Below are 13,044 nucleotides of genomic sequence, written 5' to 3'. Positions count from 1 at the left end.
AACGACCTCCGTGTCAATGAATTCCAAAATAATGGATGACGGAAAAGCCAAACCTCTCGAGATTGTAAGAGCAGTTTCTAACTGCATTCCACCTCGCCGAAGTGGCGGAATTGGTAGACGCACTGGCTTCAGGTGCCAGCGATCGCAAGGTCGTGGGGGTTCGAGTCCCTTCTTCGGCAAAAAGTAATAGAACAATCAAACTTGGACTCGAAGCTTTCGAGCGAGAGCGTTTTGAGCTTCCGTAAGAAGCGAAAAAAAGCGACACGAATCCAGGATGGATGAGTGCGCGAGAAAGACGCCCCGAAACTTAGTCGAGCACGATGCGAGACTGTGGAGGGGCGAGTCCCTTCTTCGGCAAAAATTAATTAAGAATTTTTCCTAAAGCCGCTGAAAGTGTAGCAACTCCCAACATGCCTCCAAGGATCCAACGAGTCTGTAGAACGATCGATTTATGAATATCACCGATTGACTTTTGTAATTCGATTCGAACATCCGAGATTTCTGTTTTCACCTCAGTTCGAAAGTCGGCAATTTCAGATTTTACATTTGCAATTTCAGATCTCAACTCCGTCCTAAGTTCCGTAATTTCCTCTTTCAGTTCGGCTTTTACATCCGCAATTTCGGTCTTTAACTCCGTCCTAAGTTCCGTAATTTCCTCTTTCAGTTCGGCTTTTACTTCCGCAATTTCGGTCTTTAACTCCGTTCGCAATTCGATGATTTCAGATTTTAAATCGGCTCGAAGTTCTACGATTTCGATTCTTAATTCTTCTCTAAGTTCTGAAATTTCTTTACTATGATTGGCGTTATCCGTTTTAAATTCAGATTTAAGCTCGGCCATTTCCGTTCTTAATTCTGCTACTTCGATCTTTACTTCAGCGCGAAAATTTGAAATTTCACCTCGAATATCCGTAGCTTCGATTTTGATTTCATAACGTAATTTTTCAAGCTCGGTGGAAACACTTGTTTTCAATGCTTCTAAACTTAAGAATATGTTTCTGCTCTCGGTGAGAAAGCTCGTTTCAAATAGATTTGCTGACGATTCGAGAGTGGATGTTTTCGAAGCCGTTAAAGCATCGTTTAGAAAAACCACAAATTGATCCGTTCCTTCCGGACCCAAAAGTTCTTCTAACTTGCGTGGAATTCTATGGATTAAATCCATTCCCATATTTGCACCTTCCTTTCTTTCGAGTTCAAGCTCATTTTTTCCTTCTCCACAATACGGTTCCGGAAATCGAAAGAAGGGCCTTGTCGATGGCGAATTTTTTTATCTTATTTTAAAAAAGGTGAATTTTTTTTGAAAATTTTTAGATCACTTGGTTCATTCAATTTTTAGGAAGAATCAATTAGAATTTTATAATTTATCACACCAACCTTTCCGAACTATAATTTCTTTTCCAGTCTGTGTAACAAATTTCAGGTAAAGTGGAATCCCAATTCTCTAATTCAAGAATGCAGATGTTACACTATAATTCGAATCATTCAATTTTGAATCCTTTTGAGCTCCATTGGATCTTTGCATTTGAGAATTCTACTTTTTTCATTCAATTCTTAAATGAATGGAAAGGAACTTTCCGACCGGAAATTGAGAACAATTCATTTTTCGCTCAATACTTTTCTTGAATTTCTCCCATGAAATCTGTAAATGGAACCTGGCCGTTTCTGCGGTGGAGATTTGCTTTGATTTCAAAGAAAACAATAAAGAATAAGAAAGTTATAAATAGCGAATCAGCGAAAAACCCGTCTCTTTTGGATCCACGAAAAGAACCTTCTCAGAGACGATCCATCGATCGCGTTCAGAAAATTTTGGACGTAGTAGCTGTTTTGCTAGAACGCAACGGCGCGGAAGCAATCACAACAAATATGATTGCCCAAGAAGCTGAAATTCCAATCGGTTCCTTGTATCAATACTTTCCGAATAAACACGCAGTTTTGAATGCGGTTGGCCAAAGACATTTGGAAAGAGTCAATCTAATGCTTTCCGAAATCTTTCAATCCGATCTTTCAGGGCAAAATTGGGAAGAGCTGATCGATCTCGTAATCGATTCTTTTGCCAATTTTTATCTGACCGAGCCGGGATTCGCTCCACTTTGGTCTTCCATGAAACAGGATCCTGAGCTGATTGAAATTGACCGGGAAAACAATTTGAAAATCTCAGCGAACGTTTCTAGAATCCTTTCCCAGTTTCAGGTTGATCCTGCGGAAAATAATATCATCTCAAGAATTATCGTGGAAGTAACGGATGCGATTTTGAACCGTTGGATACGCGAGCAAAAAGATAAGGAATTTTCCAGTAGAATGATCATCGAATTGAAGATCATTCTGAAATCCTATCTCACTCGATATTTTCCCGGAGGAAAGGAAACACTTTGATTCGGATTCTTCTTTTTGAATTTCCTTTAACGACCTTTTTTGTTTTTTTAATGACCGCGACCTTTTTTCTGGTGAACATTTTTTTACCGGAACATTTGATACGGCAGTATTTCCTGAATCATCCGGGACATATCCAGCCGATCTCGTGGATCGGAGCCGTGTTCTATCACGGAAACATCTTTCATCTTTTTGGAAATATGTTTTATCTCTTTTTTCTCGGAAGAGCAGTGGAATACAAGGCCGGAAAAGGAAGATGGCTTCTTTTCTTTTTTATGGCAGCTTTAATTTCTTCCCTTTTGGATTCTTTCATTCGAGGAATTATATTACACGATTCGACGCCCGTAGTCGGAGCCTCCGGCGCAATTTCCGGAATAGCCGCAGTGGCAGCGCTTCTTTCCCCCTTCTCGTTGCGTTTTAATCAGAAGAACATTCCCTTTCCCGTATTTCTCGTCGCTTGGATCATGGTTTACTCTGATATAACCAATGTATTTAACGACGACGGAGTAGCTCGTTGGGCTCATCTAGGGGGATTTATATCCGTCATCTTTGCCGCGTATTTTCTAAAACCGACGGAACGAAAACAACTTCATTCCGGTTTTATTCTAAACTTAATATTTATCGTCCTCACTTTAATCTTGGCGTTCTTCTATTCCAATCGTTAAGTTCCAACTCCGAAAATCACAAACAAGATTCTTATAATTATCTAAGAATCTTGTTTTGACTCCTTTTGCGGATCAGCACGCAAAATAGGAGACGAAGATAAAAATGATTGTCAGCAAAGAAAAATTATCAGCCCCTGTATGGAAACTCGGAGAATGAATCATCCTTGAGCAAACACGGCTTCTTTCAAATCACTCAAAAACTATTTCTAAGAAAGGGAGACGAATTACTGATTCTCAGAGATCGAAAATCGGGCCTTGGAGACCTGCCGGGCGGAAGAATGAACGAGGACGAGTTTTACCAAGATTGGAAACTCAGTATGGAACGCGAAATCGAAGAAGAATTAGGTTCGAACGTTCAAATCGAAGTTTCAGCAAAACCTCTTTTTATTCACAAACACCGCGTCAACGAGGGCAACTTTCCTTGTATCATCGTCGCCTATCACGCGAATTTTTTAGGCGGGGAAATTCGACTTTCCGAAGAACACGACTACATCGCTTGGGAAAACGTCCATTCTTACAATCCGAGTCCGTTGTTCTCGGAATACATGCTCGACGCGGTCAATCTCTATCTCAAGGAATACTCATCTTTAGTTCATTAGAGAAAAAGAATATGACTCCATTTTGGAAAAACACAATCGTATCGTTTATCTTGATTCCTATTTTTTTGGGAATCGCATCTATTTTTTCCGGAAAAGAAATTTCTTCGGAACAATACGCGGCACTCAAACAAAAAGAATATCAGATTCTTACCGCCGGATACGACAGAAACGCGGGAAATATTCTTGTAATCCAGCCCGAATGGCGACTCGAAGACTTTTCTTCGGAAGAAAGATTTTTGAAAACCCTGGATAATCCGCTCAAACAGGCGAAACAAAAAGGATTCATCAAAAAAAATACGTTAGTCGTCCTTCCTTCCCATTCCGGAAGTTTTTTATATTTTCTAAATGCGCGTCAGGAAGTTTTCTCCAGCCCAAATTTAGAAAGAGCATTTTTCCTTTTGAGCCTGGAAATTCGTTTTAAAAATTGGATCGGGTTGATTACGGGACAAAGGACCGATCCGTATTCAAAAATTTCATCCACCTATCAAAGAATCTTTTCTAATCTTTCCAGAACCTATGGAGTTTATCTTATGCCGGGTTCGATCCTTTTGCCCGGTGCAAATCTGGAAAACGGAAATTTGATTTCGAATTCGGAAGGGGAATGGAAAGAATTTGTGTTTCTCTTTGAACCGAACGGAAAACTCGCCAAAGAATTTCTATTCCACAATCCTTCGGAAGTATGGAGAAAAGATCTTTCCAAGTTTACGGAAAGCAATCTTTCCTCTCCGAAAGAGAACGACATTCCATTAATCAGCTATCAATTTCCATTTGCAAGATTCGGCATTTTTTATTTAGAAGAATTCAAAAACACTGAGTTCCAAGAAAAGATCAAGAAGACGTTCGTTTCCAGGATCATCGCGATCGGAGAAGAATCATCGGAGACATTTCTGAAAGAATGGGCGACTAAATCCAATTTCGAATCAACGATTCGAGTGATTCCTTCCGGTTCGTTGATCGATCGAGATTTCGAAGGCGGAAGTTACGTAAAGACGAGATACGGTGCTCCGACTCCGGGCGTGAACAGCAAAGAGCCGTTGATTCTCAACCTATTCTTATAATCCTTATTTGCTGCGAACTTCTTCGTAGAGTTTCCAGATACTCCAATCTTCAGGTTGAAAGTCGAGTTTGCTCAAAATCAATTGACCGGGTTCCGTTTCACAGACGATCCGATCATCGCCGGAAAGATAAGCTCTTTCACAAAGGATCGGGAGATTTTGACTTTTTTTCAAAGGCCCCCAGAGATGAACTTTGCCTGAATAACCCGAAAGAAACTCATTTTTCTTCGCCAATTTCCAAGGATAAATTTCCTTTCTGCTCACCGTAAATAGTTTCGTGATCGCAGGTTTCCCTTTCGAAGAAAAGTTGATTCTTCTTAGATGCAACTTACCGATTTCGCCGCCGATATAATACGCGCTTTCACCGTTGCCGTAATAAAGAATCGGACTCAGAATATCCTTATCGATTTTTTCCGCGGTCTTTTGTGTGGGATGAAACCAGTAAAGATTGTATGCGCCTGCATTACCGGAAAAAATCAAAAAAGAATTTCCGGAAGAATACATGAGAGAACGAGTTTTTAAATTCGGAAACGGAGAAACGATTTTCTCCTTATTCAATACTAAGACCGGCTTTCTAGGTTCCACCGTTTTTTCTTCGTATAGATTATCATCCACAAAGTAATAAATTTTAGACCCGTCCGGAAGAATCGATCCGCGATTCTTGCAGGAGACCTGAGCTCCCGCTTCGTAAGAAAGACTCGAATCCTTCAATGAAATCGCAACGTATCTACAACCTCCGGATGTTTGCATCGGATATTCCACCAGCGCATAATTTGCGTTTTGTGAAAGAGATAAATTTGAAGGAACCTGATCCAAACTTCTTGAATTGTTTTCTCCTGCCGAGAGGTCTTGATAGAATATTTTTTGATCTTCGGTCCAAACCAGCTTCAATCGATCATTTGAAAATTCGATCACCCTTGCCGAATCCGGAGCTTCCGAGGAAAGAATTTCATCGCGATCTTTCGGCGATTGAAGTTTGTCCTTTAATTTGTCCGCGGCCTTTTCGTATTTTTCCTGTTCTACCAGCTCTTGAATTTCTTCGATAAAGGTTTCGTGGCTACTTTTGCAGAGATTAAAAAAAGAAACCGTAAACAAAATCAAAATCGTATTCTTAAGGATAAACGTTCTTGATACGATCTTATTTTTCAAAATGGATTCAATATTCATAATATGTTTCAGTTTCTCTTTGGGGTCTATTCATCGATTTTGTTTGTAAATTCGAATTCTTTTTGAAAAAGTTCGGTCGCCCTTCTTCCGGTGGTTTTTGTATCCAAAAACGAAATTCCTCCGTTCAAGACCGCCCCCAAATACGGAAGCCAAGCGTATCTCGAAGAAGAATTCCCATTCTTACGAAACAATTTCCAGCCGAGATGAAAGCCGATCGAACGAAGAATTTCCAAGGACGCGGGTCTAACAAGGACTCTGCTTCCCACGTCTCGAACAATCGATCGAATCAGGGCGTGGTTTGTATCCGGAAAAATGCAGTAACTCATGATCTCCGGGGAAACCTGAGATTCCTTTCCGTAAAGAGCGGCGATATCTTTTACGAGATGACCTTGGATTCTGTAGAACAAGATCATTTCGGGTAATAAGGTCAGATATCCCAAATGCATTTTAGGAATCGAAAGCCCGGCGCTGACCGCCCCGGCTCGGATCGCGGCCTTCTGCACGCATTCTTCGATCAAATCGCTCGGGTCGCCCACGGTTTTACCGAAGGGACTGCGATATCCTCTGAGGTCGGTCAGTAAGGTTAAGAATTTTTCAGAAAAAGCTTCTGCGACGGAAATATGGTTTTCCATAGAGTGGGTTGATTTACAAAGGAAAGGTCGAGTTCATTCAATGATAGATAGACTTGAAAAAATACAAGAAAAATACCTTCGGATCAGCGAAGAGTTAAATCTGGCGAAGGATCCGTCTTCGCTAAAAAATCTTTACAAAGAAAGATCCCGTTTGACGCCTCTCTATCTCAAGGTGGAAGAATATCTCAAACTTACAAAAGATAAAAAAGACGCGGAAGAATTGATCCAGTCTGAAAAGGACGAAGAAATGCACCTGATGCTCAAGGAGGAAATCCGGCAAGCAGGTGAAAAACTCGAACAACTCGAAAAAGAACTCGAAATTCTTCTTTTGCCTCCCGATCCGAATTCGGGTAAAAACATCCTCGTTGAAATCAGGGCCGGGACCGGCGGGGAGGAAGCGGGGCTTTTCGTCGCCGATCTTTTTAGAATGTATTCGCGTTTCGCGGATAAGAACAAAATTAAGACCGAGATCATCGATTCTTCTCCTACGGGAATCGGAGGTTTGAAAGAAATTATTTTTGCTTTGGAAGACGATCGTGCTTACGATCTTTTCAAATTCGAGGTTGGAACTCATCGAGTTCAAAGAATTCCAAGTACCGAGTCCGGCGGAAGAATTCATACGAGTGCCGTAACGGTAGCCGTTCTTCCCGAAGCGGACGCGGAAGAAGTCGAGATCAACGAAAACGATCTAAGAATCGACGTTTACCGTTCGTCTGGCGCCGGCGGGCAACACGTAAACACGACGGACTCCGCCGTTCGAATCACACATATCCCGACCGGAGTTGTAGTAGCTTGTCAAGATGAGAAGTCTCAACACAAAAACAAGGCCAAAGCTCTGAGAATTTTGAGCGCGAGAATTCTCGAAAAACAAGCCGAAGACAAAAAACAAGCTTCGGATGCGATCAAAAAACAAATGATCGGAAGCGGGGACCGATCCGAAAGGGTAAGAACCTATAACTTTCCTCAGGGAAGATGTACGGATCATAGAATCGGATTTACGAGTCATAATCTTTCCGCAATCATGGAAGGCGACTTGGACGAACTCATAGGCGCTCTCACTGAGGAAGATCGAATTCGGAAAATTTCAGAAACACAACCAAGCTAAAGAGCTAAATCTTAGAATTTTACAGGTTGAAAAATCACGGATCGATCTCGAACTGGAATCAAAGAAATGTTAAAAGAAATCAGCGAACCACATAGGACTCTTTGCGGAGAGAGAATTCCGTTCGAAAACATTCATGCCGTATCGGTAAGCCTTCCTCATCTTATCGACGTCGTCGGCTACGAAGAAAAAAGAACCGAAACTCTTTCCCGATTGAAGTCGGGTTATCCTAGATTTGTGGCGCATTCTTATATCGCGAGAATTTTAGATTACAATCGCGAAAACAGAAAGATCACCACTCCTCAGTTTATCGTTTCTTCCAGAAAAGCCGCGGACACGATCGTCCAAAAATTCTCCATTCAAGAATTTGAAATCATAGAAGACGAGGAAATCGTCACGTTAGTCATTCCGAACCTCAAAGAATTGGAAAAAGAAATTCTATCCTTCATTCAACACACGGGTTGTCTTGCGTCCTCCAGAAAAGCGGAGGACTTTCTTTTAAAAAAAGGAATTCTTCAGGAAATCTTTCGAGAGAAGGTTGAAAAAGAAAATCCTATTCAGAAAATTATTTCCACGCTTTCTTCCTTTTATGGAAATTCTAATCCCGAGATTCTACTTTCTTCTTCCGGCATGAACGGGGTTTATACCGTATTCGAAGCCTTAAATCGAATTCAAAAAAAGCGGAACAAAACGATTTGGATCCGTTTGGGTTGGTTGTATGTGGATAATATCCGCATCATGGAAAAATACACTAACGATTCTTATGTGATCCATAACGCGACGGACTTGGATGATCTCGAACAATTTCTGAATCAAAATGGAGATCGTGTCGCGGGCATAATCACCGAATGCCCGACCAATCCCCTTCTTTTGGTTCCGGATTATCTAAAACTAAAATCGATCGTGGATAAACATAAAGTTCCATTGATCGCCGATATTTCCATCGCCGGATCCGCAGTAATCGATGTGCTTCCGTACGTGGATGGAATCATAGAAAGTCTTACGAAGTTCGCCTGTGGAAACGGGGATTTGATGATGGGAGCTCTGATTCTAAATCGAAACTCCCAATGGTTTCAGGAAATTCTTCCGATTTGTAAAGAGTTGGTGGAAAGTCCTTATATTCGCGATTGTGAAAGACTCGCTTATGAAATCAAAGGATACGAAGATCGTGTTCGTAAAATCAGCGGCAATGTAATAAAATTAGCGGATTTCTTTTCCAAACAACCCGGGATCAAGAATGTTTTTTGGACGGGATCTTCCGAGTCCTCGGATAACTTTTCAAAGATTACAAGAATTCCCGGAATTCAAGCGGGAGTTTTATCCATCGAGCTTTCGATTCCATTGGAAACATTTTACGATCGATTGGCGCTGCTAAAAGGCCCGAGCTTTGGAACCGAATTCACATTAAACATGCTTTATGTTTATTTGGCTCACTACGAATTAGTGACCAAAAAAGAAGGACTCGAATTCTTAAAAGAAAACGGATTGGACCCAAATCTCATCCGGATCTCCGTCGGAATCGAAGACCCGGATCTATTGATTCAGGAATACAAAAAGGCTCTCGAAGTCTAAGCTCTTGCTTCCGCAGGAATTCCGCTTTGTGAAGTCGGGTTTCCTTTGAGATGAAAAATTCCTTTGTAAAAAGCGAAAAGAATTCCGAATTTAGAAATCCCTAATATATAAAGAACTCCTGCCGCGACGATACTTCCCAAAACCCACCCAAGCGTGTGGATGATCAAACTCGAAAGAATCGCTAGCCCAAGTGCTCCGATAAAAACCGAGCCAAAAAAGAAAACGATTCTTTGAACCGGGCTTCCCTTTCCTTCTTTCGTTTCCTGTTCGAGGGAAACGCCTTGAATCTCAAGACCTTCTTCTAACCATCTGGACATAATAACGATCATGATCGGGATCATAATCAGTCCCATGACATACAACGTGATCGCGACATCGGAAGTTAACCAAGAAAGCGCAGTATTCCAAGACCAGTTGTTGAGGTATTCTTCGCGAGTCGCCGAAAAAAATCTTTTATAACCTTCTCCGTCCCAACCGTGAACGAGAATAAAAAACATTCCGAAATATCCCAGCATCACTTGTAAAAAACCGAAAAATGCTTTCGACTTTTCGAGAAGTTTCCAAACGATCCAGAAAGCGAGAATTCCCTGGGAAACATTTGTAAAACCGAAAAGAGTGACCAACCAACCCGGCATCGATTTATCCAGGACCTGCATCGTTTCCCAACTTGTAAATTGCCAGACCAAGTAGAGTCCCGATGGTCCGAAGACAAGGGAAAGGAAAAGCACGTTGATTAAAAAATATGTAGTTTTCCAAAATGGAATCTTTTCCTTCTTTTCACCAACCTCTTTCAAAGCCGCAAACGGGGAAGAATCCGACGAGTTTTGAATTTTTTTAATCTGACGAGAAGCCGCCATTGCAAAACCTGCGCCTAATCCGTAGGCCCAGAAAACATCCACTTGAACCATTTTCAATTCTCCTATTTCTTAAATTTGAATAAAGAATGACACATCATTCAGTTTTTTTCAAGTAAAAAAAAAGTAGGAACTCCTTCTTTTCAAAAGTAGAAAAGATATTACAAATCAAGCCCTCATTCCATCCAACATCAGGTCCGGAACCGCTTTCATCCAACGAATCGCGTATTCTTCGTTTGATTTGTGGGAAATGGACTGACGAATTCCCTCAAACATCATGGAATTGACCGCTTTCGAAGCGACGTCCGTATCCAGATTCTTTCTTAAAAATCCCTTTTTTACTCCGTTAAGCAAATAGAGCTCCGTAACCTTCGCCGAAAGATCATAAGTTTTTTTGATCTTGATCGAAATAGAATCGTCGATTCCCTGAGTTTCAAAAAAGAAAACCTGACCGATTCGAACGTCCTTTCCAAAAAGTTCGAATAAACCGGCACCGATCTCTCCGATCTGAAATCTGTATTCTTCCAAGGAATTGGATTTATCCGGACTTTGTCTTGAGATCACTTCGGAAAGTCCGGCCTGAACTTGATCCAAAAGCGCATGAAGAATATCCAATTTATTCTTAAAATAACGATAACAGGTTCCGTGACCGATGTCCAATTTTCCGGCGATGTCCGCAATTCCCGCGGCGTGATATCCTTTCTTAGAAAAGATATCCAAGGCCGCGTCCAAAATCTCCTCTCTTCGAGCCTGAATTTTTTCTTCTTTTTTCATACTTCGGTGAGAATGTTTTGGGTCGGAGTTTTTTTTGTAAACCAGAAGATTCTCAGATGAGATCCACGCTCAAAGGAACTAAGATCGTAAACTGAGTTCCCTTTTTAGAATCGGAGGAAAAATCGATTTTTCCTTTGAGTTGTCTCACGAGAATATTTACGAGTTTCAAACCGAGTGAAGTGGAATCGTCAAGATCAAACCCGAGAGGCATTCCGATTCCATTATCCTCGATTTTGAGTTCTAAGTTTTCATTCTTTTTAGAGAGAAATATTTTCAACTCGGGTAAACCCGTGGCGGAAAGATTTTGTGGGAACGCATACTTTAGAGAATTGGAAACTAATTCGTTCAATATCAATCCGATTGGAATGGCTCTGTTAACGCTGATATCCAAAGATTCAAGCTGGGTAATCAATCGAATCGATTCAGCTTTTCCATAAACTTGAAAAAGCTGATTCAATAATTTTTCAATGTAGATCGAATACTGAATTTTTCCTAAGTTCTCGGATTGATACAATTCTTCGTGGATCATCGACATCGTTCGAAGTCGATTTTGACTTTCCTTAAAAACGGAAAGACTTTCTTTATCATGAACGTAATCGGATTGCATCGACAAAAGCGATGAAATCACCTGAAGATTATTTTTTACTCTATGATGAATTTCCTTGAGCATCACTTCTTTCTCTTCCAAAGAAAGTTGCAGCTTTCGTTCCGTGGATTTGATCTCGGTGAAATCTAACAGCGTTACGATCACGCTGGAAAGAGAGGTTTCAAAACCGGGCGGGACGGACCAGCGAATTTTAATATCCAGCCTTGTATTGTCCTGGACTCTAAAACCGACTTCTACTTCGTAAAAATAGGATTCTTCCCGAATTTTACGAAGAACCCTTCTAAACACTTTGAAATTATCCTGACTAAAAAAACGTTTCCAGTTCTTAAATACGGTTTCGTAAGAATCCACTCGAAGCAGATTCACCGTCTCTTGATTGACTCCGATGACCCGAATCGAATCAAAACAAAGTTGTACAAAATCCGGATTCTCCTCCAGATAATCCGTGAAAGAATCTCCATTTAAATCGATCGGAAGTCCGTCTAACACACGTTTTAGTTCGGAATAATCGGCTTCGATAATTGCGACGGGAAGGTGTTCGAACAACCCCATGTATCGGGTCTGACTTTTTTCCAACGCGGCCCTTGCCTCGTTTTTATCGAGTATTTCTTCCCTGAGAATTTCGTTCGCCTCAAGGAGTTCTCGGGTCCTTTCCTTAACTTTGGCTTCTAGACTTTGGTGAGAGATTCTCAGTTGGTTTTCAGCCTCGTTTCTTTCATTCACGATACTAACGACGAGTAAACTAGTAATCGAAAGAACAGCGATAAAAAATTGAAGCAATATATAGGAAGCATTCATCGTTTCGGCATAAAATTGCGGAGAACCGGAAATGGTTCCGAGGATTGCGATCACGGAGGAAAGGACTACTGCCAGACTACTCGCCCTTTCTCCCAAACGAAACGCGGACCATAAAATCAAAGGAATTAAAATATATCCCAGAGGATAACTCAAAGAGAGGATCGGAGTAACCAAATCGAATGATACGAGAGAAAAAAATACGATCAATAGAAGTAACGTCATGGATTCTAAAAAATCAAAAACTTTCGGTATCTTGTATTCTCCTCTAAACCAAAAAAGAATAAAGGGGGCTCCGATATAAACTCCGAGCGTGTCTCCCGCCCACCAAGTCAGCCAACTTTGGCGCAAACCCGATAACTCGATTTCGTTTAACAAGTACATCGTCGTAACGGAACCGGTCGCGCTGATACTGCAGACAAGCGCCTCAAGAAAGATAAACAGAAGGACGAAATAAGTGCGTTCGGAGACTTTACAGCCGGGAATTTGTTTCGTTAGCACGACTTTGCCGACGTAACTCTGAAGCGCTGAGAAAAAACCTATCGAAACGCTGAGATATAAATTTTTATTCGGATCAATCCAAATTCCTGATAATAGATCCGTGCCCGAATTGGAAAGGAAAGACGCGATCAAAACGCCGACGATCGTATAGTTTCCAAAAATAAGAGTTAAACCAAGCGCCGCTCCGGATGCGGGCCAAATCGCGGATGCGTATCCGGGATAAATCGCCGTATTTCTTCCGATTTGGGCGAGAATATAATATATAATCCCGGAGAATAAAATGATTCCTGAGATTCTTATGATTGCTTTGAAACGAAGAGACAAAATCATCAATCCTAATTAAGTTTGCTCTAA

General features: G+C 41.1%; 11 protein-coding genes, 1 tRNA gene and 1 pseudogene. 7 read left to right on the top strand and 6 right to left on the bottom strand.

Features of this window, described 5'->3' with window-relative positions:
• The first annotated feature begins 95 nt into the window (after nucleotides 1–95).
• Nucleotides 96–179 (top strand) — tRNA-Leu (locus JWG44_RS03405).
• Nucleotides 180–361: 182 nt separating this feature from the next.
• Here the strand turns inward: JWG44_RS03405 and JWG44_RS03400 are convergent.
• Nucleotides 362–1,165: an LA_3696 family protein gene (locus JWG44_RS03400; RefSeq protein ID WP_205273556.1), complete on the bottom strand. Its 804-nt coding sequence runs from the start codon at nucleotides 1,163–1,165 to the stop codon at nucleotides 362–364.
• A gap of 512 nt (nucleotides 1,166–1,677) precedes the next feature.
• Between JWG44_RS03400 and JWG44_RS03395 the strand changes: the two are divergent.
• From JWG44_RS03395 to JWG44_RS03380, 4 genes and pseudogenes are all read left to right on the top strand, one after another.
• A pseudogene (locus JWG44_RS03395) lies at nucleotides 1,678–2,389 on the top strand (TetR/AcrR family transcriptional regulator).
• A complete protein-coding gene (locus tag JWG44_RS03390) occupies nucleotides 2,367–3,032 on the top strand; it encodes a rhomboid family intramembrane serine protease (RefSeq protein WP_205273554.1) in 666 nt (221 codons plus the stop codon). The pseudogene JWG44_RS03395 and the gene JWG44_RS03390 overlap by 23 nt, the downstream one beginning before the upstream one ends.
• 164 nt (nucleotides 3,033–3,196) lie before the next feature.
• Nucleotides 3,197–3,631: an NUDIX hydrolase gene (locus JWG44_RS03385; protein ID WP_205273633.1), complete on the top strand. Its 435-nt coding sequence runs from the start codon at nucleotides 3,197–3,199 to the stop codon at nucleotides 3,629–3,631.
• A gap of 11 nt (nucleotides 3,632–3,642) precedes the next feature.
• Complete coding sequence (locus tag JWG44_RS03380) at nucleotides 3,643–4,689, top strand: hypothetical protein (protein WP_205273553.1); 1,047 nt, start codon at nucleotides 3,643–3,645, stop codon at nucleotides 4,687–4,689.
• Between the two features lie 3 nt (nucleotides 4,690–4,692).
• Here JWG44_RS03380 and JWG44_RS03375 read toward each other — a convergent pair whose 3' ends face one another.
• Both JWG44_RS03375 and JWG44_RS03370 read right to left on the bottom strand, forming a co-directional pair.
• Nucleotides 4,693–5,853, bottom strand: a complete 1,161-nt coding sequence (locus JWG44_RS03375; protein WP_205273552.1) for a hypothetical protein — start codon at nucleotides 5,851–5,853, stop codon at nucleotides 4,693–4,695.
• A 26-nt stretch (nucleotides 5,854–5,879) separates the two neighbouring features.
• Complete coding sequence (locus JWG44_RS03370) at nucleotides 5,880–6,485, bottom strand: hypothetical protein (RefSeq protein WP_205273551.1); 606 nt, start codon at nucleotides 6,483–6,485, stop codon at nucleotides 5,880–5,882.
• A gap of 40 nt (nucleotides 6,486–6,525) precedes the next feature.
• On the opposite strand from JWG44_RS03370, the gene prfA reads away from it, so the two are divergent.
• Together prfA and JWG44_RS03360 are read left to right on the top strand one after the other, a co-directional pair.
• On the top strand, nucleotides 6,526–7,590 hold the full coding sequence (prfA, locus tag JWG44_RS03365) for a peptide chain release factor 1 (RefSeq protein ID WP_205273550.1): 1,065 nt from the start codon (nucleotides 6,526–6,528) through the stop codon (nucleotides 7,588–7,590).
• Between the two features lie 66 nt (nucleotides 7,591–7,656).
• The gene (locus JWG44_RS03360; protein ID WP_205273549.1) at nucleotides 7,657–9,159 is read left to right on the top strand and encodes a PLP-dependent transferase; all 1,503 of its coding nucleotides are present in this window, start codon (nucleotides 7,657–7,659) and stop codon (nucleotides 9,157–9,159) included.
• On the opposite strand, the gene JWG44_RS03355 is transcribed toward JWG44_RS03360, so the two are convergent.
• The 3 genes from JWG44_RS03355 to JWG44_RS03345 form a co-directional block, all read right to left on the bottom strand.
• Entirely contained in the window at nucleotides 9,156–10,067 is a 912-nt protein-coding gene (locus JWG44_RS03355) for a hypothetical protein (protein WP_205273548.1), read from the bottom strand. The genes JWG44_RS03360 and JWG44_RS03355 overlap by 4 nt on opposite strands.
• Nucleotides 10,068–10,181: 114 nt before the next feature.
• Nucleotides 10,182–10,787 (bottom strand): TetR/AcrR family transcriptional regulator, encoded by a 606-nt coding sequence (locus JWG44_RS03350; RefSeq protein WP_205273547.1) that lies wholly within the window; start codon nucleotides 10,785–10,787, stop codon nucleotides 10,182–10,184.
• Between the two features lie 52 nt (nucleotides 10,788–10,839).
• Nucleotides 10,840–13,014: an MASE1 domain-containing protein gene (locus tag JWG44_RS03345; protein ID WP_205273546.1), complete on the bottom strand. Its 2,175-nt coding sequence runs from the start codon at nucleotides 13,012–13,014 to the stop codon at nucleotides 10,840–10,842.
• Nucleotides 13,015–13,044 lie beyond the last annotated feature (30 nt).

This window comes from Leptospira ainazelensis (assembly GCF_016918785.1).
Classification (GTDB): Bacteria; Spirochaetota; Leptospiria; order Leptospirales; family Leptospiraceae; genus Leptospira; species Leptospira ainazelensis.
The sequence above is the reverse complement of the archived record's forward strand: the minus strand, read 5'-3'. Positions and strand labels throughout refer to the sequence as shown.